16 protein-coding genes and 1 tRNA gene are annotated in these 20,415 nt (G+C 64.3%); 8 read left to right on the top strand and 9 right to left on the bottom strand.

The annotated features are described in order from the left end of the window. Window positions 1–95 precede the first annotated feature (95 nt). From H6678_12425 to H6678_12410, 4 genes are read left to right on the top strand one after another with little or no spacing between them, the layout of a single operon-like run. Window positions 96–743 (top strand): lipid-A-disaccharide synthase N-terminal domain-containing protein, encoded by a 648-nt coding sequence (locus H6678_12425; GenBank protein ID MCB9474603.1) that lies wholly within the window; start codon window positions 96–98, stop codon window positions 741–743. Beyond that, the gene (locus H6678_12420; GenBank protein MCB9474602.1) at window positions 733–2,349 is read left to right on the top strand and encodes a glycosyltransferase family 39 protein; all 1,617 of its coding nucleotides are present in this window, start codon (window positions 733–735) and stop codon (window positions 2,347–2,349) included. The genes H6678_12425 and H6678_12420 overlap by 11 nt, the downstream gene beginning before the upstream one ends. Beyond that, window positions 2,342–3,079 carry a glycosyltransferase family 2 protein gene (locus H6678_12415; protein ID MCB9474601.1) on the top strand — a complete coding sequence of 246 codons (738 nt, stop codon included), beginning with the start codon at window positions 2,342–2,344 and terminating at the stop codon, window positions 3,077–3,079. The genes H6678_12420 and H6678_12415 overlap by 8 nt, the downstream gene beginning before the upstream one ends. A 1-nt stretch (window position 3,080) precedes the next feature. Continuing rightward, window positions 3,081–3,611 carry a hypothetical protein gene (locus tag H6678_12410; protein ID MCB9474600.1) on the top strand — a complete coding sequence of 177 codons (531 nt, stop codon included), beginning with the start codon at window positions 3,081–3,083 and terminating at the stop codon, window positions 3,609–3,611. A gap of 24 nt (window positions 3,612–3,635) precedes the next feature. Here H6678_12410 and H6678_12405 read toward each other — a convergent pair whose 3' ends face one another. After that, entirely contained in the window at window positions 3,636–3,983 is a 348-nt protein-coding gene (locus H6678_12405) for a DMT family protein (GenBank protein ID MCB9474599.1), read from the bottom strand. A gap of 432 nt (window positions 3,984–4,415) precedes the next feature. Here H6678_12405 and H6678_12400 point away from each other — a divergent pair, with 432 nt between their 5' ends. The 3 genes from H6678_12400 (at window position 4,416) to H6678_12390 (ending at window position 5,314) form a co-directional block, all read left to right on the top strand. Then, window positions 4,416–4,829, top strand: coding sequence for a hypothetical protein (locus tag H6678_12400; GenBank protein ID MCB9474598.1), 414 nt, complete (start codon window positions 4,416–4,418; stop codon window positions 4,827–4,829). A 158-nt stretch (window positions 4,830–4,987) separates the two neighbouring features. Beyond that, window positions 4,988–5,060 (top strand) — tRNA-Ala (locus H6678_12395). 113 nt (window positions 5,061–5,173) lie between these two features. Further along, the gene (locus H6678_12390) at window positions 5,174–5,314 is read left to right on the top strand and encodes a hypothetical protein (protein MCB9474597.1); all 141 of its coding nucleotides are present in this window, start codon (window positions 5,174–5,176) and stop codon (window positions 5,312–5,314) included. 29 nt (window positions 5,315–5,343) lie between these two features. Here H6678_12390 and H6678_12385 read toward each other — a convergent pair whose 3' ends face one another. From H6678_12385 to H6678_12350, 8 genes are all read right to left on the bottom strand, one after another. Then, a complete protein-coding gene (locus H6678_12385) occupies window positions 5,344–6,174 on the bottom strand; it encodes a hypothetical protein (GenBank protein MCB9474596.1) in 831 nt (276 codons plus the stop codon). Window positions 6,175–6,452: 278 nt separating this feature from the next. Continuing rightward, window positions 6,453–7,949: a hypothetical protein gene (locus tag H6678_12380; protein ID MCB9474595.1), complete on the bottom strand. Its 1,497-nt coding sequence runs from the start codon at window positions 7,947–7,949 to the stop codon at window positions 6,453–6,455. A 51-nt stretch (window positions 7,950–8,000) separates the two neighbouring features. Further along, window positions 8,001–9,560: a hypothetical protein gene (locus tag H6678_12375; GenBank protein MCB9474594.1), complete on the bottom strand. Its 1,560-nt coding sequence runs from the start codon at window positions 9,558–9,560 to the stop codon at window positions 8,001–8,003. 201 nt (window positions 9,561–9,761) lie between these two features. Beyond that, window positions 9,762–11,336, bottom strand: a complete 1,575-nt coding sequence (locus H6678_12370; protein MCB9474593.1) for a hypothetical protein — start codon at window positions 11,334–11,336, stop codon at window positions 9,762–9,764. Window positions 11,337–11,338: 2 nt separating this feature from the next. Continuing rightward, a complete protein-coding gene (locus tag H6678_12365) occupies window positions 11,339–14,446 on the bottom strand; it encodes a hypothetical protein (GenBank protein MCB9474592.1) in 3,108 nt (1,035 codons plus the stop codon). Further along, window positions 14,443–16,119: a hypothetical protein gene (locus H6678_12360; protein ID MCB9474591.1), complete on the bottom strand. Its 1,677-nt coding sequence runs from the start codon at window positions 16,117–16,119 to the stop codon at window positions 14,443–14,445. The genes H6678_12365 and H6678_12360 overlap by 4 nt, the downstream gene beginning before the upstream one ends. Continuing rightward, window positions 16,116–16,655 carry a tetratricopeptide repeat protein gene (locus tag H6678_12355; GenBank protein MCB9474590.1) on the bottom strand — a complete coding sequence of 180 codons (540 nt, stop codon included), beginning with the start codon at window positions 16,653–16,655 and terminating at the stop codon, window positions 16,116–16,118. Before H6678_12355 ends, H6678_12360 begins: the two co-directional genes overlap by 4 nt. Next, window positions 16,648–17,970 carry an NAD(P)-binding domain-containing protein gene (locus H6678_12350; GenBank protein ID MCB9474589.1) on the bottom strand — a complete coding sequence of 441 codons (1,323 nt, stop codon included), beginning with the start codon at window positions 17,968–17,970 and terminating at the stop codon, window positions 16,648–16,650. The genes H6678_12355 and H6678_12350 overlap by 8 nt, the downstream gene beginning before the upstream one ends. Window positions 17,971–18,196: 226 nt before the next feature. Between H6678_12350 and glgB the strand changes: the two genes are divergently transcribed. Next, on the top strand, window positions 18,197–20,386 hold the full coding sequence (glgB, locus tag H6678_12345) for a 1,4-alpha-glucan branching protein GlgB (GenBank protein ID MCB9474588.1): 2,190 nt from the start codon (window positions 18,197–18,199) through the stop codon (window positions 20,384–20,386). Window positions 20,387–20,415 lie beyond the last annotated feature (29 nt).

The raw sequence follows: 20,415 nt of genomic DNA, 5'->3' as shown, positions 1-20,415 counted from the left end.
ATTGAAGGCATAACTTAGGACTTGGTCGGTGCAAATGGTTCCGCTCCGTGCCCTCCCGGGCAACGGGTCACCCCACTTCAGGACACTCCAATTCCGTGACATCCACCATCGTGCTGGTGATCGGCTTCGCCGGTCAGGGCGCCTACTTCCTGCGCACCTTCTTCCAGTGGATCGAGAGCGAGCGCAGGGGCCGTTCCGTGACCCCGGGCTGGTACTGGATGCTCAGCACCGTGGGCGGAATCTGCCTGCTCTCCTATGCCCATCTGCGCCACGATCCGGTGATCGCCACGGGGCAGAGCCTGAACCTGCTGATCTATCTGCGCAACCTTCAGGTGATGCGTCGCAGGGGGCGGTCGCGGCTTCCCGCCGGGCTGCGCGGAGCCTTGCCTCTGTTGGCACTTCTGCTGGCCCTGGGGCTGTCGCTGACCCTGATCGACTCGGCGCCAGTGGCACACGATCTCTGGCTGACCGCCGCCTGGCTGGCCGGATGGGTGGGCCAGGGGCTGTTCATGAGCCGCTTCCCGCTGCAGTGGCATGCTCTCGAGACACACGGACGCACCCAATTGGGAACCTCCTTCTGGACCATCTCGCTGATCGGTTCGCTGCTGATCGCCGTGTATGCGCTTTCCCGCCACGACATCGTGATCCTGCTGGGTCAGGCGGTCGGGCTGCTGGCCTACACGCGCAACCTGCAGCTGGCGCAGCGGGCAGGCAACGATCCGGTGGAATCCGATGAAGCTTGACTGGCGCCGCCTGAGCACTCCAGGCTATCCTGTGCGCGTACTCGCCCTGTTCTTGCTGATGGCGGCCGCGCTGATGTCGGGCCTGCAACAGAAGGGGTTCTGGGGTGCCCACGGTGAATCGCGGCGCGCCGAAGTGGCGCGCGAGCTGGTGTCTCACGATCGCTGGCTGGTGCCCACCTTGCTGGACGAGCCCTTCATCACCAAACCACCACTGGCCTACTGGACCATGGCCGCCTCGATGCGGGTCTTCGGGATCAGCGAACTGGCGGCGCGGGTCCCCGCCATGCTCAGTGTCCTGCTGGCCCTGCTGCTGGTGGCGGATGCCGGACGCCGACTGGGCGGGCTGGAACACGGAGTGCGGGCCGCGTCGGCCTTCCTTGCACTTCCACTGGTGCTGGGAATGGGTCAGCAGGCCGAAACCGAAGCCCAGTTGCTGTTCTGGATCACACTGGGGCTCTGGGCCTGGCTGGGCCTCGAGAGTCGTTCAGGACAGTGGCCACGCCGGATGCTGCTGGCCGTGGCGCTCTGTGGGGGATTCATGGTCAAGGGTCCTCTGATCTGGATCTTCCTGCTGCCCGCCTTCGCCGTCGGCGAATTCTGGTCGACTCCCCGGCTGAGCTGGCGCGATTTCCTGCTCTGGGTGGTGTTCGCTCTGCTGCTGGTGCTGCCCTGGTTTCTGTTGGTCGCTCAGCGGGTTCCCGGTGCGCTGGATGTCTGGCTGGGCGAAAGTGTGGCACGGGTCAGCGATCCGGATTTCTCGGTGCACCGCGAACCTTTCTGGTACTACCTGCCCAATCTGGTGGTCTTTCTGCCCTGGTTGCCCCTGCTGGCCGTGGCCTGGCCGCCCGGGCAACGCCTGCGCCAGCAACGGACACATGCCTGGCGCGCCCTGCTGCCTGCCCTGCTGCTGCCACTGCTGATCCTCAGCCTGGCCAGCAGCAAACGCGCCCACTACCTTCTTGGACTGGCCCCTGTTGTGGCTCTGCTGGTGGCTGACAGCGGCCCCTGGTCGCTGGTCGCGGGCTGGCGCCGTCATGGCCTCTGGATCACGCGCACCGTGCTGGTGCTGGTTCCGCTGGCCCTCATGGCGGTCATTGTGCGGCTCGACGGCCTGCAGGCACTGCCCTGGGCGATCCTGCTGCTGAGTGTGGCGCTGTTCGCGGCGCGTACGGCAAGGCTGCTGCCCGACGGCGCGCTGGTCGTGGCCCTGTGTTACATCCTGGCCGGCCAGACCCTCTTGCCGACCATTGACGCCTACCGCAACCCCGGCCCCTTCTATCTGGATGCCGGACAGCGCGTATCCGCCAGTTCGGAGCCCGGCCTGCCCGTGCTCAACTGGAAGAACGACCGCTACTCCGCCAGTTTCCAGCTGCGCCGGCCCGTACGCCCGGTTGCCACCGAAGAGGCCCTGCGCGAGGCGGCCCCCGAGGGCGCCTGGTTGCTGATGCAGGCCAAGGATGCCCCCGCCCTGCCCGGAAGCTGGCAGCGGATTCACGCCCAGGAGTTCCAGGACCCCCTGCTGCCCGGTCGCCAGCGCACCTGGTGGCTGGTGCGCTGGAGCCCCCAGTCCCCGGACACGACCAGCTCGAGGAACGATGATGAGTGACAGACCCCGCCTGAGCGTGATCGTCCCGGTGAAGGACGAAGAGGACAACATCCCACTGCTGGCCGAGGAGATCCGGGCCGCTCTGGAAGGCGTCTGTGACTGGGAATGCCTCTGGATCGATGATGGCAGCAGCGATGGCAGTCGCGCCGCGGCCCTGACCCTGGCGGCCGCCGATCCGCGCCATCGGGTGCTGGCCATGGCACACAACAGCGGACAGAGTGCGGCCATGCTGGCGGGTTTCCGCGCGGCGCACGGTGATCTGCTGGCGACTCTCGACGGCGACCGCCAGAACGATCCCGCCGATCTGCCGCGCCTGATGGCCACACTGGAATCCAGTGGGCTGGATGCTCTCAACGGCTACCGCCAGCGCCGTCGTGATACGGGATTCCGCCGCTTCTCGAGCCGGGTGGCCAATGGCGCGCGCAATGCGGTCACCGGATATACCGTGCGCGACGTGGGCTGCTCGCTGCGCGTGTTCCGCCGCGAATGCGCGCGCAATCTGCCGCCCTTCAAAGGCATGCACCGCTTTCTGCCCGTGCTCTTCACCCTGGACGGCTTCCGCATCGGCGAAGCGCCCGTGAATCACCGCGAACGGGCGGCGGGCACCACCAAGTACGGCCTGCACAACCGGCTCTGGGTGGGGCTGGCCGACCTGGTGGGCATCTTCTGGCTCAAGCGCCGCTTCGCCAGTTACCGAATCCAGGAACTGCCCATCGGCAAGGAGCTGTGACGTGAACGCATATGCCCACTGGGTGCATCAATGGCCCCTGCTGAGTGCGGCCCTCCAGTTCGCCCTGCTGGGCACTCTGGGTGAAGTGCTGGCAGGCTGGCTGGCGACCCGCAGACTGCCGTTTCCCCTGGCCTGGCTGCCCGCCAAGATGTTGGCCTGGGCCGTGCTGGGTGTGGTGATCAAGCTGGGCTTCGTGATGATGAAAGGGGCAAGCGCGGGCCTGCTGGCATGGCTGGGCGAGCCCGCGCTGCTCAGCACGGGAGTGGGCCGGGCGCTGCTGGTTTCCGTGCTCACCAATCTGTTCTTCGGCCCGCAGATGATGGCCTTTCACCGCCTGGAAGACAACCTGATCGCCGGCACGCGGAACTGGCAGGGCCTCGACCGCGCCTGGAAGAGCCTGATCTGGTTCTGGATTCCCGCACACACCCTCACCTTCAGCCTGCCCACCGAGTACCAGCTGGGCCTTGCCGCGCTCTGGTCCGTGGCACTGGGTCTGATTCTTGGACTCAGCCGGGGCCCCCGTTCGAATTGAGCACGCGCCCGGTGTCCACGTTCGTCAGCGGGCCCGGAAGATGAAGTACACCGCCCCCAGCATGCAGAGCCCGGCCCAGAGATAGTCCAGCCGGGGACGTTCATCCAGCACCCAGATCGAGACGGGCACGAAGACCGCCAGCGCAATGACCTCCTGGAGAATCTTGAGCTGATCGATGCGCAGAACCTGGTGCCCCAGACGGTTCGCGGGCACCTGGAACAGGTACTCGAACAGCGCGATGCCCCACGACATCAGCGCTGCCCAGAGCCAGAAACTGCCCCGCAGGTGTTTGAGGTGGCCATACCAGGCCACCGTCATGAATGCATTGCTGATCACCAGCAGCACCACGGTCAACGAGACGATCCGCAACATTCACCCTCCTTCACGCCGGCCTGACTGGCGGCTCCCGCATATCGATTGTTCGCGCTCCATGGTCGACCGAAGGGCTGCATGCCGAGTGACGCCCGGGCCGCTCGACTCGGGTGCCAAGACGCACTCCACGTGATGCAGATCCTGGAATCCATGCTGCCACTTGCGCTTCCACGACAGAATAGCGGACAGGCATTCAAGAATTCTGATCGGAATTTGTAAACAAAGAACGCACCAGTCTGCTGCTTGAATCTTTGCGTTGTTTCTGACTTTCCGCAGAAGGTTCAATTGGTAATTCGTGATTCGGTGACTTCGGATCGTCAAGATTTTCTGACAGGGTTTCTTCCCTGACTGATCGACAAAATCTGGCCATGCATTTTTTGGTCGAATACTCCTATCTTTCGCGCCTTGTATAGAAAAAGAGAGGAAGAAAAAATGTCCGCACTTCAAGACCTGTTCCAGGCTTGCACCGCATTGATGGCAGAACCAGAAAAGATCCGGCTTGAGGATACCTTCAAGAAAGGCGAACACAAAAAGGCCTATGATGTGTTCAGCATTTCCGATGCCTGCGATTACTGGAAACTGCTTGACTACATGGAATACCAGTACAAGCTGGCCAAGGAAGTCCAGGGCTGGAAACGTGGTCCCAACCGCAAGGGCGTCAAGGCCAAGGCCCCTCGGGTGGCCAGCCCCAAGCGCAAGATCCTCAAGTACGTGCAGCGCCAGATGAGCGTTGATGAAGCCTTGAGCATGACGGTGGATTCCTGGCTTCAGTCGCGCTTCGGCAAAGGCAAGGGTTTTGCCTGGGCCTGCGAGAACCCTGAGCAGGTGCTGCCCGCCAAGGGTTGAGCCAACGGCCGCCGCATACAACGGGACGCATCACGCGTCCCGTTTTCGTCTCGACCGATTCCGGAGCTTTGTTGGAGTTTCAGCGGGCTGACGCTATCTTCGGTCCTCCGTTGTGGAAGAAGTCCACTCGGGAGTCTTTTCCCGGCAACGGAGGCCTCGGGGCAGTAGCTCAGTTGGGAGAGCGCAACGTTCGCAATGTTGAGGTCGAGGGTTCGATCCCCTTCTGCTCCATGGCCCGCCTTTCGGCGGGCCATTTCCTTTCGGCCCCGCACCTTGCAGGCCGCATGTGTCACCCGCGGCACTCGCAGGGCAGTGCCCAATCCCGTTCATCAGGAACCACGCGGATGAATGACTCCTCCATCGACCCGGAACGCAAGTTCACCTCGCCAGCCCGCCGTCGCTGGCGGCGCTTCCAGGCCTCGGCGCCCATGGCTCTGGCCCTCCTGGGCGGTCTGTTCTTTCTGCTGCGCTGGCTGAAATCCTGAGCACCGGTCGCCAGGCCATTGGCGGGTGATCAGATCCAGGTGAAACCGAAGAGCACGGCAACCACCACATGGATCACCAGAATCACATACATCACGAAGGCGAAGGGCCGGTGGATCACGTGCCAGTGATGCAGCAGGGCGCGTACCTGCTCGAGGCGGCGGATCCGTCGGCGCAGGCGCAGGGCGGTCCGCAGAATCACCAGCAGCCGCCGCGCCTCGGCGAGGTCATGCCCCGAGCGCACCAGGTCCGACTGGAAATGGCGCATCTTGAACAAACGCTTCAGATCATCGATGACCCACTGGAACAGCCCACCTTCTTCCTGCGGGCTGTAACGGGCCAGCAGCGCCGCACCATCGGGCAGAGCGCTCAGACTTTCTCCCAACTGCCGTTCCAGGTCCTGGCGATTCAGTTCGTGCCCGTCGATGCCACGCGGAATCTGCAGGTACAGATAGCGCCCCAGCACGCCCGAGAGCGCCACGGCCACCATGGACCAGAAAGCGATCGAGACGATGCCGCCCACCTTGAAGGCGGTATGGAAACACACCAGCATCGAGCCCGTGATCCCAAGCCAGATGTGAATGTCCAGCCAGTGGCGGATGTCCCCCCAGCTCTGCATGAAATCCAGGCGCTTGCGTGGGATGTAGAGCAGCATCAGGATCATCAACAGAGTGCCGAGGATGCCGATGCCATGCCCCAGGAATCCGGCGGGCCGCCAGAGCTCGTGCATGGGATGTCTGGGGCGCAGTTCGTCGGGCAGCATGTAGTAGGACCAACCGCGCAGCGCCAGCCAGGTCCCGCTGGCGATGGTCGCACTGTACAGCACCCACAGCAGAATGCGGAGCCAGATCGGCCGTTTCATTGAACGCTCTCCAGGTTGCGGACCGTGCTCCCCATCGCACGAGCCGTGATCCAAATTGCCGGGTCCCGCCCGGGCCCGGAATGTCCGGATTCCGCACCCAGCAACTCCCGAGTACCCGGATTCCGCACTCAGCAGCCCCCGAATACCCGGATTCCACACCCAGCAGCCCCGAGTACCCGGATTCCGCACCCAGCAGCCCCGAGTACCCGGATTCCGCGCCCGCGCGGAATCCGAATGTGTGGATTCCGCACCAGCGGAATCCACACACCAAGATCGCTTCAGAAATCCTTTCTGTCCTCATGCAGGGGCAGTTCCGGACGCAGCATCTGGCCGCGGCTGTTGCCATTGGGGTGACATTGCAGACAGGCGCTGCTCTGCCAGCTGTAGCCATTCTCCCCATTGTGTTCCGAGTCCATCCTGGACTGTCGGTGTTCATGGCAGTGGGTGCATGAGAACGTGTCCATGTTGCCTCCACTGAGGTGGCAGTCGGTGCAGGTGTTCCACTCATTGCGATGCCGACCGGAATAGATCGGGAAGTACTGGGTCCCATGATTGAAGCTCGAGGGGCTCCAGTCCGCGGGTGTGTGGCAAAGCACGCAATTCTGCGGATAGCCATCTCCGGGGTGGTCCGGATCGCGGGCATCCTGCCAGTCGGGCTCATGGCAGCTCCAGCAGTCGCTGGGCGTTCCCGTGTAGGTACCGCCCTCGTGACAGGCTGCACAACTCACGCTGGTGTGCCGACCGGTCAACTCGAAGGAGGTCATGCTCGAGTGCTCGAAAGCGGAGGGCGTCCAACCCATGGGAGTATGGCAGCGTGCGCAGTCCGTGGTGAAACTGTCCATCTCGTGCAGCGGCTCGGCAGCCTCCCAATCGGGCATGTGACAGGCTTCGCAGGCTGCCGGTGTGCCACTGTAGCCCTGGGTATGGCAGGAGGTGCAGGCCACCGTGAGATGCTCGCCAACCAGCGGAAATGCGGTGGCATCATGGTCGAAGCTGGCCCCTTCCCAGCTGGTGTTGCTGTGGCAGACCGTGCAGTCCTGCGGGTAGTTGCCATCCACATGATCGGGGTCCGTGGTGCCCTCATAATCGCTCTGGTGACAGCCCCAGCACTGGTCGGGCGTGCCGGTGTAGGTGCCTCCGGCGTGGCAACTGATGCAGCTCATGCCCTGGTGGGCGCCGGTCATCGGCCAGTCGGTCATGGTCGTGTGATTGAAAACGGACGGCACCCAGGCAGCCGGCGTGTGGCAGCGGGCGCAGTCCAGCTGGAAGCTGCTCTCCTCGTGAATCAGCTCGGCACTGTCCCAGTCAGGCATGTGACATGCTTCGCACGCAGAAGGCGTGCCGGCGTAGCCACTGGTATGGCAGCTGGCGCAGGCGACAGTGAGGTGCTGGCCAAGCAACGGGAATCCGGTGCCGTCGTGATTGAAGTCCGCTCCGGACCAGCCCGCCGTGCTGTGACACAGTGTGCACTCCTGCGGGTAGGCCCCATCCGTGTGGTCCGGGTCCGTGGTGCCCTCATAATCGCTCTGGTGACAGCCCCAGCACTGGTCGGGCGTGCCGGTGTAGGTGCCGCCGGCGTGGCAACTGATGCAGCTCATGCCCTGATGGGCGCCGGTCATCGGCCAGTCGGTCATGGTCGTGTGGTTGAAACTTGAAGGCACCCAGGCCGCGGTCGTATGGCAGCGCGTGCAGTCCAGCTGGAAGCTGCTCTCCTCGTGCACGGGCTCGGCCTCATCCCAGTCGGGCAGGTGACAGGCCTCGCAGCGAGTATCCAATCCGGTGAACTGGGCCGACTCACCACTGCCATGGCAGAGATTGCAGTCCGTTTACAGGTGGGCACCAGTCAGGGGAAATGCGCTCAGACCGTGATCGAATTCGGCGGGGCTGAAAGCAGTGGTCGTGTGGCACAGGGCGCAGTCGCCCGCGAGAGGTCCACTGGCGTGATCGGGATCCGATGTATCGTCCGCGTCCTGCTGGTGGCAGCTGGCGCACTGGGTATCCATGTCCGTGAAACGCGGAGAGGCGTCCAGCCGGTGGCAGTCAAGGCAATCGGTTTCCAGGTGGGCACCGGTGAGGGCGAAGCGGCTCAATTGGTGCTCGAACTCCGCCGGGCTGAAGGCCTCGGTGGTGTGGCAGAGGGCGCAATCCCCGGAGAGCGCCGCACCGGCATGATCGGGATCCGTGGTGGCATCGGCATCGGCCTGATGGCAGGCTGCGCACTGATCATCCAGCCCGGTGAACAGGCTCTGCCCCGCCTGCACATGACAGGCAGTGCATTCGGCATCCCGGTGCGCGCCAGTCAAGCTGAAAGTACTCAGAGCGTGATCGAAACGGGCAGGGTTCCAATCGCTGGTCTCGTGGCAGATCGCGCAGTCCCCGGCCAGGGCACTGCCGGAATGGTCAGGATCGGCGGCATCCTCCGCATCCTGCTGGTGGCAGGAGGCGCAGGCGGTGTCCAGACCGCTGAAGCGCGAACCGCCGTCCTGCTGGTGACACGAGGCACACTCGGCCTGCTGGTGTCGTCCGGTCAGCGGGAAGGCGCTGGCCGAGTGGTCGAACTGGGCCGGAGCCCAGGCCTGGATCGTATGACAGGTCGCACAGTTCTCCGTGAAGGCGGATGACCGGTGGTCGGGGTCGCCTTGGGCACCGGGAGCGACGTGGCAGCCGGCGCATTGACGCTCGAGGGCCGAGAGGGGCTGCTCGGGCAGATGACATGCCACGCATGCCGGTCCGCGATGGGCACCCTCCAGGGGGAATTCGGCGGGATGGCTGAAGTCCGCGCGCCAGCCATTGGCCGCGGGATTGTGGCATTGCTGACAGTCAACCGAGAGCCCCAGACTGGAGTGGCCCGGGTCCCGGGTCGCCAGATACTCCTGGTTGTGACAGCCGGCGCAGGCCAGCGGCGACTCGCTGAAGTTCTGGCCCGTGTGGCAGGCGGTGCAGCTCAGACTGTGGTGCGGCCCTTCAAGCGGGAAGGCACTGCCCTCGTGGGCCCGCCGAAAACCACCCGGGTCACGCCAGCTCTCCGGCGTATGGCAACGCTGGCAATCGCTGCCGGCACTGCCCGAATGCACATCCGTGTGACAGCCAGCGCAGCTGCTTTCCACCTCCGCGAACTGCAGTGCGTGACACTGGGTGCAACGCAGCGTGCCATGCACTCCCTGCAGGGGCCAGCCGCCCTGTTTGCTGTGGTTGAAATTGAGAGTCGTGGCCAGGGGAGTCCAGGCCTGGGTACTGTGACAGGCCGTGCAGGCCATGCCCTTGAGGTCGCCGTGGGGATTTCCCCCGGAGTCCGCAGTGTCCTGTGCACCCCAGACGGCCCGGGCAGCGAGCAGAAAGAGACACAGAGCCAGCAGCGGCAGACGTGCCGGAAGGCGGGTGTTCATGGATCGTTCCTCAAGATCGATCGTGAGCCACTTTCCTGATGCACCCATCCAGCTCGTGAGACGAGGGATGGAGCGCGTCCGTCCAGCGGGACCACGTCCGTCAGCTTACCGGCCGATCAACGTCGACATCACCTTGCTCGTCGTGTCCGCGCCCCCCGATGCATGGGACCGCGAACCCGGCCGATCCGGTATCGTCGACTCCTAGAACCGCCAGCCCAACTCCGCACTCAGGCGCAATTGGCTGGCACCGTCTCCTCTCTCCTGCTCGCCTTCTCCTCTGATGTAGGCGCCCCGCCACAATTCCTGATCCAGGGCCATTCCGACCCAATTCCGGCTTTGCGACTGCCCGCCATTGTCCAGGGTTTGCTGTCCCGCCCTCAGACTGACCCGGGTGCTTCGCGCAAAACTGCGCACCAGATCCGCCTGGAATTGTCGACTGTCACTGACGCTGTTGTGGTACAGATGGCCCGTGAGCCCTCCCGAGATGGCCAGCGGCAGCCCCGTATGACGCAGGCCGATGCGCATGCTGCGGCCCTCCTTGAGACCCGCGCGATCCTGCAGGCGTGATACATCAGCATAGATGCTGAAGGGACGCGTGACGCGCCAGTCACCCCCAAGGCTGAGAGAGCCGCTCTCGTGCAGGGCCACCAGGCTGTCGGCCAGGTCCTTCTGTTCAAGGGTCAGCGGGCTGCGCTGGCGGCGCCAGCCTGCGTTGATGCTGAAGGCGCGCCCGAATTGCTGCCGTGCCCGCAGGTCAAAGCGATTGAGCGCGATGCTGTTCTGCTTTTCGGAGCGCCAACCGCGATTGAAATCCAGCTCGCTCTCCTGGCCCAGACTCAGGCGACCGGGCGTGAGTGGCAGAGTCAGACTGAATTGCTGGGCCACGAATTCCCGTTCGGTTTCGCCCTCACGATAACTGCCGGCAAGGGCCAGACCGCTGGTCAGTTCTCCGCCAAGGGCCTTGTCCTGACGGCGCCAGGCCAGCCCCAGTTTCTGCAGGGTGGCATCCGGTCGGTCATTCGAAGGATCGGTGCCCAGACCGGCCCAGCCCTGCCAGCGCTGGCCGGCGGCGTCCCGGGTCCCCACTTCCACTCCATCCAGGCTGCCCGCACGCCCCAGACCGGCACCGGCCAGGCGGCCCGCACGCAATTCCAGCGGCGATCCCGGCGACTGCCAGGCGAATTCCAGCTGGGGAATCCGGCTGGTCCAGCGCCGAGCGCCGCCCGCATCCTCTTCCTGACGCAGGCGGAAACGGCTGCGAAAGCCGATTGGCAGGCCCATCAGCCTGTCGGAACGCAGGCTGCCGCGCAGGGACTGGTCCCAGCTGTCGAACTCGCCCGATTCCTGGAACCGTTCCACCGAAATGAAACCTCGCAAGCGATTGCTGCGGTCGCGCAGCGCCCGGCGCTTGCGTGTGGGCGCCACCTCGGCGATCAGCGTATCCACGGGTTCGGCCGGAGCCACTTCCTTGATGAGGCGCTCCTCGGGCAACTCGAATCGCACCATCACGCCTTCTTCCAGACCGACGCTGTCCTCGGGGATGCGCAGCGAGGCGCGATTGGAACTGACATGCACCACTTCAAGGGCCTGGGAGTTCTGGCCCATGGGCATCGCGCGCCCCATGTCACCCAGACGCAGGCCGTCCTCGCTGCCCTTGTCGATGAAGACCACATCCACGGCCACGTATTCCACCCGGGCCAGCAGTTCGAAGGCCTGGGCCGAGACGGCACACAGCAGCAGGAGCCAGGCTCCGCGGATCCACGGATTCAAGATCACCCTTAGAAGTCCTTCCTGTCTTTGAGGAAACCGGGACGGGGCTGCATGTGAAGGCTGCGGTCATCGGCGCGGCCATCCGGGTGGCAGAAGAAGCACGCCGAGCTCTCCCAGACATAGTCCTGCACATCTTCATCCTGATGCTCGCTGTCCATGCGCGATTGCCGGTGCTCGTGGCAGTGTGTGCAGGAGAAGGTGTCCATGTTGCCCCCCCCGAGATGGCAATCGGTGCAGGTCTGCCATTCGTTGCGGTGCTCTCCCGTGTAGACCGGGAAGTACTGGTTGTCATGATTGAAGGGCGAAGGGTCCCAGACCGTCGTGTTGTGACACATGGTGCAGTCCTGGGGGTATCCTTCGCCGGAATGGTCGGGATTGTTGGCGTCGTTGTAATCGCTCATGTGGCAGAACTGGCAGGCATCGGGAGTATCGGCATACTGCCCCGCGCTGTGGCACGCCACGCAACTGGTCTGGACATGGGAACCGGTCAGCGGCCAATCGGTCATGTTACCGTGGTCGAAGGTGGACGGGGTCCAGGCCGTCTGGGTGTGGCAGCGCAGGCAATCCAGCTGGAAGGTGGCCTCGTCGTGCTGGGGCGTGGCGTTGTCCCAGTCGTCTTCGTGGCAGGCCTGGCAGGCGGTCGGCGTGCCGCTGTAACCCTGGGCGTGGCAGGACTGGCAACTCACGCTCACATGGGCGCCCACCAATGGGAAAGCGCTCTGGCTGTGATCGAAGGCAGTGGCTTCCCAGTCCTGGGTGCTGTGGCAGATCGTGCAGTCCTCGGGGTAGTTCTCCTGCTGGTGGTTGGGGTCATCGGCGTCCAGCCAGTCCTGCTGATGACAGCCCCAGCACTGGTCGGCCGTGCCCGTGTAGCTGCCGCCGTCATGGCAGTTCACGCAGGCCATGCCCTGATGGGCGCCCGTCATCTCCCACTCGGTCATGGTCGTGTGATTGAAGCTCGACGGCACCCATGCCGTCTGGCTGTGGCAGCGTGTGCAATCCAGGGTGAAGCTGCTTTCCTCATGAGGCAGGGTCGCCTGCTGCCAGTTGTCCAAATGGCAGGACTGGCAGGCGCTGGGAGTGCCCGACCAGGTTTCCGCGTGACAGGCGACACAGGCCAGTGGCTGATGGGCCCCCAGCAGGGGAAAATCGGTCTGGGAATGGTCGAAGGTGGTTTCGTCCCAGTCGCTGGTGTTGTGACACAGCGTGCAATCCAGCGGCAGACCCTCGCCCTGGTGATCGGGGTCATCGGCATCGTTGTAGTCGTCCAGGTGGCAGGTCACGCAGGCCGGGTCGATCGGGTCGTAGATCCCGCCGGTATGACAGGCGGCACAATCCAGGCTGGTATGCGCCCCCGTCAGCGGAAAGTCGGTCAGTCCGTGATCGAATTCCGCGGGATGCCAGGCCGAAGTCTGGTGGCAGACCTGGCAGTCGGTGGGCAGAGCCGGGTCGTTGTGATCCGGATTCTCGGCGGCGTCGTAATCGGCCAGATGGCAGGCCACGCACTCGAAATCCAGTCCCGAGTACTGGGTGGCGTCGCCTTCGCCGTGGCAGGAGGCGCAGTCGCTGTTGATGTGCGCGCCGGTCAGAGGGAAGCGGGCCAGGTTGTGGTCGAAGTCCGCCGGGGTCCAGGCATCGGTGGAGTGACAGATCGCGCAGTCGCCGCCGAGGGCGGGACTGGAGTGGTCGGGGTCGGGAGTCTCGTCGGCCACTGCCTGGTGGCAGGCGCGACAGGCTTCGTCCAGGCCGCTGAATCGGGGACTGGCATCCAGTCCGTGGCAGTCGTTGCAGTCGGTCTGCACGTGGGCGCCGGTCAGGGCGAAGGTGCTCAGGGCATGATCGAATTCGGCAGGCGCCCAGGCATCCGTGGTATGGCACACGGCACAATCCCCACTGAGAGCCGTGGATGAATGGTCCGGGTCAGTGGTCTCATCGGCCACCGTCTGGTGGCAGGCCAGGCAGGCATCATCCAGCCCCGTGTACTGCACACTGCCACCGGGCTGGTGGCAGGCGGCACACTCGGCGTCCACATGGGCGCCGGTCAACTGGAAACTGCTGAGCTCATGGTCGAACTCCGCAGGACTCCAGTCGGCGGGCGTATGACAGGTGGCGCAGTCTCCGGCAAAGGCCGGACCCGAGTGGTCGGGATCGGGGGTCGCATCCGCATCGGTCTGATGGCAGGCCACGCAGGCATCGTCCAGCCCGGTGAAACGCGGCGTGCTGCCCACCTGATGGCAGGCGTTGCAGTCGGTGGTGCCGTGCTGGCCCTCCAGCGGGAATCTGCTCAACCCGTGGTCGAACTCGGCCGGATTCCAGGCACTGGTGCTGTGGCAGGTATTGCAGGTCCCCGCGAACAGGCTGCCGCCGTGATCCGGGTCGCTGACCAGAGTGCTGGCGTTGTGGCAGCCCGAGCACTCACGCTCGACCTGTTCCATGGGAATGCCGGGCAGGTGACAGGCGTTGCAGGCCGGACCCGAGTGTCCTCCACTCAGGGGGAAACTGGCGGGATGGTCGAAGGACGAACTCCAGTCGTTGCTCGTCGGGGAATGGCAACTGGAGCAGTCCGTGGAGAATCCTGCGCTGGTGTGCGCCGGAGTGCTCGTGTTCAGGTAGTCCAGACTGTGACAGCCCGCGCATTCGAGTGGTGCCTCGCTGAAGTTCTGGCCATCGTGACAGGCCGTACAGCTCAGGCCGCGATGGGCGCCGGTCAGGGGAAAGGCGCTGCTGTCGTGTGCGCGCCGGAAACCGCCCTCGTCGCGCCATGATTCCTGATTGTGGCAGCGCTGACAGTCGACTCCTGCGGTTCCATGGTGCACGTCGGTATGACAACCTTCGCAGTTGGAAGGCAGACCCGCGAACTCCAGACCATGGCACTCGCTGCAGCTCAGCTCGGCATGGCTGCCTTCCAGCAGATAGCCCGTATCACGCCCGTGCTCGAATTGCAGGGAGCTGGACAGCGGAGTCCAGGCCTCGGTGCTGTGGCAGACGGTACAGGCCATGCCCTTGAGGTCGCCGTGGGGGTTCTCGCCGGACATGCTGTCCTGAGCGTCAACCGTCGGGGACAGCCCGAACAGCAGACACCCAAGAAGCACCAGAAACAATGATCTGTCCGTCATGGGGCGGTTCCCCCCTCTTTCAGTTCGTCGTCCGGGCCACCCGTCTTTCCGTGACAATCCACACAGGCGAAGGGCAGCGGTCGGTAGATCCGGTCCTGCGTGCCATCGGCTCGCTCGCGCGATGCATGACACAGGGCGCAGGCCAGCCCCTGATGGGCACCATCCAGCGCGAAACGACTTTGCGACTGGTGATCGAAGGTTGCGGGTTTGAATCCATCCTCGCTGTGACAGCTTTCACAGGCCCCGTGTGTTTCTCCTTCGGCGAACTGGCCATCGTGGCGATCCTCGTGGCAGCCCAGGCAGCTCAGATCCCAGCCCGACAGGGGCACTGCCGTCGCTTCCTCTTCCGCCCGATGGCAGTCCCGGCACGAAACCTGGGCATGCTTGCCCTTCAGCGGGAACCTGGTCTCACCATGATCATAGTCCGCCAGGGTCCAGTCATTGGGGGTATGGCACTGCTCGCAACTCTCCTCCGCCGGCCGTTCCCCGTGCGGAGTATCATGGCAGTCCACGCAGGCGCTGGCCAGTCCTCGATACTGGATGACCTTGCTGTCTTTCTCGAGCGTGTGGCAAAGGGCACAGGGAATCGCGCCATGGGCACCTTCAAGGGGCCAGCCCGCTTCCGCGTGGGCCTGAAAGCCGAACCGGGCCGGTTTCCAGCGTGCATCGTTGTGACACGCCTCGCAGGCCCTGGCCTTTTCCGCAGGCAGGTTGAACTGTGTCCCGTGCGGGCCGTCGTGGCAATCCTTGCAGGCGGCAAAGGCCATGGTCATCTTCTGGCGCCTGTTGCCATGGCAGCTGGCGCAGGAGACCTTGACGTGTGCTCCGGTCAGGGGCCAGCGGGTGCGCGAGTGATCGAATCCGCCACCCGCATCCTTGAAACTGGACATGCTGTGGCAGTCCAGGCAGTTGTTGCCGAAACGGGTTTCGTGCGGGTCGGTGTGACAGTCCACGCACGCATCATGGGCCAGCCCGGTCCAGGTCCGGGCACCGTTCAGGGGATCCTTGTCCGTCATGCCTGCGGGAAACCTGTGGCATTTGGCGCACTCCACCTTGCTGTGAGCGCCTTCCAGGGGCCAGCTGTCCTCATGCTTGAATCCGGGCAGTCTGTCCCAGGCGGTCTGGCCGTGGCAGCGCAGACAATCCGCTCCCAGGCTTTCCTTGTGAGGATCCGTGTGGCAGGCCTGGCATTCGCTCTGCAGGCCCAGAAAACTGCGCTCGGGAACCAGATTGGGGTAACGTGTCACCAGATCCGTGCGCTGCAGTTCCGGCTTATGACATTTCCGGCAATCAAGTTCCCCGTGCGCTTCTTTCAATTCAAACGCTGTGCGGGAATGATCGAAGGCTTCTTGACCATCGGGCCAGTGAATCAACTCGAAGTCCAGCCCGTGGTGGTCCGAGTGACAACTGGCGCAGGTCTTGCCAGACAGCTCCTTGCGACTGTGGACACTGTGCTCGGCACCGGCGCGGTCCTTGATCTCCGTATGGCAGACGAGGCAGCGGTCATCGCTGACCGACTTCCCGAGCTCGTGGCAGGAGGTGCATTTCGTCAGGCCCTCGAGGGCGGCGTGGGGCCTGGCCAGCTTGCCCGGTGAGAGCTGTGCTCCCGCGGGCAGGGCAAGGAGCAGACACGCCAGCAACAGCCAGCCCATGCGCAACGGACATCGGATCACTGCATGCCACCCTGGCTGGACATCCAGGCACTCACGCGCTCGGCCATGGGATGGTCGGGAGCCAGTTCCAGCAAGCGGCTCCAATGGCGGCGTGCCCCGGCCGCATCTCCTGTGTTCACACAGAGCGCGCCCCGGTTGTACAATGCCTCGGGCCAATCGGGACGACTCTCCAGCAGGCTGTCGAGACAGGCGGCGGCTTCGGTGTCGCGGCGGAGTGCGTGCAGCAGGCGCGCGTGATCCAGCCAATAGGCAGGCTTGTTCTCAGGGGCATCCGCCTCCCGGGCCCGTCGCCACCAGACCAGGGACTCTTCGTTGCGGCCCGCCTCTTCCAGCAGTTGCCCGATGCGCTGGGCCACCGGCACATGCCCTGGGTGGCGGTCCCAGAGCACGCTCAGCACGGCGATGGAATCCGTGGGCGCACTCGCCAGCGAATCCTGAGACTCCTGTGCGGGAGCCGGTGTGGATTTCTGCGGCCCCCCGCAGCTGGCCAGAACCAGAGCCACCAGCAAGGGCAGCATCCCGAATCGCTCAGTCATCCAGCCTCCCGTGATGGCGTCGCATGCCGATTCCGCAGCCTTCGAGAAAGGCCGTGGGCAACTCGCCGCCGGCAAAGATGAACACGTGGTCATTCTCGAGCAGCACGTCCGTGTCCTTCTGTTTCAACAGCACGCAGGAGCCCTGGATGTTCACCAGCTGGCTCGACAGGTATGAACGGATCCGGCCAGTGGCCACGGCCCCCTCGAAGGAGGCCACATTCGCTTCGCGCGCCCGGGCCAGCGTGTCCTGGCGATAGGAAAGACTCACCTCGCAGCCTTCTCCAGCCAGGGCGACGGCCGCCTCCAGGGCACTGTCGCCACCACCGACCACCAGCACCTTGCTGCCGGCCCAGATTTCCGGCTCGAGCAGTTGGTAGGACACCTTGTTCGAGTCTTCTCCGGGAATGCCCAGCTTGCGTGGTGTGCCGCGTCGGCCAATGCTCAAAAGGACTCTCCGCGCACGCAGGGTAGCGCCTTCGGGGCCATGCACGACGAATTGATTCAGCTCCCCGAGAACCTTGGTGACCTGCCATGGGGCGCGCACCTCGATGCCCGCGTTGTGGGCTGCCGTCTGGAACAGTTCCAGCAGCTCTTCCTTGCCGATCTTGTGATGCTTCCACTGACCCTGACCCGGGACTTCCACCGGACGGGTCATCACCAGCTTGCGCCGTGGATAGCTCAACACCGCACCCCCCAGCCCGTACTGGTCGAGCAACTCGACCTTCAGCCCATCCAGGCGTGCCTGGATCGCCGCGCTCAGCCCGGCGGGGCCGGCTCCCACGATCACCACATCCAGGACCTCGGCATCGCTCTTCGCGGAATCGTTCTTCAGGTCGGCCGAAATGGCCTGCATGGCCTGTCGCCCCTGAGTGAAGGCGTTGCGGATCAGCCCCATCCCGCCCAATTCGCCGGCCACGTAGACTCCACGGACGGTGGACTGGAAATCGCCGCCCACCTCGGGCAGATCCACCCCGCGACGCGCGGTGCCGAAGACCAGACGGATCGCATCCACGGGGCAGGCCTCGGCACATTCTCCGTGGCCGATGCAGCGGGCGGCATCGATGAGATGGGCCCGGTTCTGGATCAGGCCAATCACCTTGCCTTCCGGGCAGACCCGCTCGCAGGCGCCCATCCCCGCACAGCGGCTGGTGATGACGGGGTGCAGCGAGGGGGGTTCGTCGCGCCCGGTCTCCCGGGAAAGCTCCAGTGCTTCCTGGGCCCGGGCCGAGCGATTGCGCTCCCGCAGGACATAGAACAGCGGCACCAGCAGCGTCAGCAGCAGGGCCACGCACCAGATGATCGTATCAAGGGACACAGGGCATCTTTCCGAAGTGAAAAACCGGAACTTGACAAGGCGAATGTGAGGTCAGGATCTGGTGGAGCCTGAACTTAATCCGGCATCGGCACTCAGGCAAGCCATTCGAGCCTGGAACCTGAATTTCCAATGCGTCATCCCGCGCATTTCCCATGGTCCGAATCGCCCAACAGGACGGACTTTGCCTTAACTTCCGGAAAATCCGGACACTCGAACAGGATCCGCCATGAATGTCTTCCAGAACTTTCCCCAGCTGCCGCTTCACGATCCCTTCCAGTGGTTGGGCCAACACCCTCGCCCCGGACGCCGTGGCGGGCTTCAGCTGCGTCTGCTCGAGATCGGCTGCGACTCTCTTTTTCTGCAGGATGCACGAGGTGGACAGGAACTCGAGCTGCAAGGGAACGGGCAGGGGCTGTTCGAGCTGGAACTGACAACGACCCTCGATGCCAGCACGGTTCTTTTTCGCCATGTGGTCGCCGGCAAACCGGACTGGATCGCCCATTCTCCCTGGCTCTTCGCGCCGTTGCTGGACGACATGGAACTGCACCTGTTCAAGGAAGGACGCTTGCTGGAAAGCTGGAAGAGCATGGGGGGGCGTGCCTGCACCCATCAGGGCGTCGATGGGCTGCGATTCGTGGTCTGGGCGCCCAATGCGCGCCAGGTGAGCGTGGTGGGCGATTTCAATGGCTGGAATCCCCAGGCCCATCCCATGCGCAACCGGGGCGAGAGCGGACTCTGGGAACTCTTCCTGCCCGATCAGCAACCGGGACTGCGCTACAAGTACAGCCTGCTGGTGGCCGACGGCCGCCGGATCACCAAGGCCGATCCATATTCCTATGAAACCTGCCTGCGGCCCGAAACGGCGTCCATCGTGACCAGCGGCAGTGCACACACCTGGGGCGATGAGTCCTGGATTGATGCCCGCACGACACGCGAGCCGCTGGGGCAGCCGCTCTCGATCTACGAGCTGCACCTGGGCAGCTGGCGCCGGCCCTGGAATCCCGATGCCGAAGGCACCTGGCTGAACTACCGGGAACTGGCGGCCCAGCTGGCCGACTATCTGGACGGCACCGCCTTCACCCATGTGGAACTGCTGCCCGTGATGGAACATCCCTTCGATGGGTCCTGGGGCTACCAGGTCACCGGCTACTTCGCGCCCAGCCGCCGTTTCGGCAGCACCGACGATTTCCGGGCCTTCGTGGACCTGTTGCACCAGCGCGGGTATGGTGTGATCCTCGACTGGGTTCCGGCGCATTTTCCCAAGGATGATTTCGCCCTGGCCCGTTTCGACGGCAGTGCCCTCTACGAGCATGAAGACCCACGCTTGGGCGAGCATCCCGACTGGGGCACCCTGATCTTCAACTATGGCCGCCGCGAAGTGCGCAACTTCCTGATCTCGAACGCCCTCTACTGGATCAGCGAATACCACGTGGATGGCCTGCGCGTGGATGCGGTGGCCTCGATGCTCTACCTCGATTACAGTCGCAAGGAAGGCGAGTGGTTGCCCAATGCCTATGGGGGCCGCGAGAATCTGGATGCCATCGACTTCCTGCGGGAACTGAACACCGAGCTGTTCCGCCAATTCCCCGGAGTGCTCTCGATCGCCGAGGAAAGCACGTCCTGGCCAGCCGTCTCGCGTCCCGTGTACACAGGCGGGCTGGGGTTCAACTACAAGTGGAACATGGGCTGGATGCACGACACCCTGCGCTACATGCAGCTGGATCCCGTGCACCGGCGCTTCCATCATGACTTGCTGACCTTCTCGATGATGTACGCCTGGCACGAGAACTTCATTCTTGTGCTCTCCCACGATGAGGTGGTCCACGGCAAAGGGTCGCTGCTCTCGAAAATGCCCGGCGATTCCTGGCAGAAGCTGGCCAACCTGCGCCTGTACTACGGTTGGATGTGGTGCCACCCGGGCGCCAAGCTGCTCTTCATGGGGGGCGAACTGGGCCAGTACAGCGAGTGGAGCGAGGGCAAGGACATCGACTGGCGCCTGCAGAATCACCAGGCCCATTCTGGTGTGCAACGTCTGGTGGGTGACCTGAACCGTCTGCTGCGGGAACGCCCCGAGCTGCACGTGGCCGAACACCGCCAGGAAGGCTTCCAGTGGGTGGTGGTGGACGATGCGGTCAATTCCGTCTACGCCTTCATCCGCAGGGATCCGCGCACGGGCGCCAGTGTGCTGGTGGTGGGCAATTTCACTCCGGTGCCCCGCAACCAGTACGTGCTTGGCGTGCCTCACGCGGGCACGTGGCAGGAACGTCTGAATACGGACAGCTCACTGTATGGCGGAACCGATCACGGCAATGGCGGCAGCGCGGTGGCCTGGGATGAACACTGGGGCGAATTCCCGGCCCGACTCAGCCTCAACCTGCCGCCGCTGGGCCTGCTGGTGCTGGTTCCCCAGTCCTGACACACGACTCCTTGGAACAGGGAGGGAGA

This window comes from Candidatus Delongbacteria bacterium, assembly GCA_020634015.1.
Lineage (GTDB): Bacteria > CAIWAD01 > CAIWAD01 > CAIWAD01 > CAIWAD01 > JACKCN01.
The sequence above is the reverse complement of the archived record's forward strand: the minus strand, read 5'-3'. Positions and strand labels throughout refer to the sequence as shown.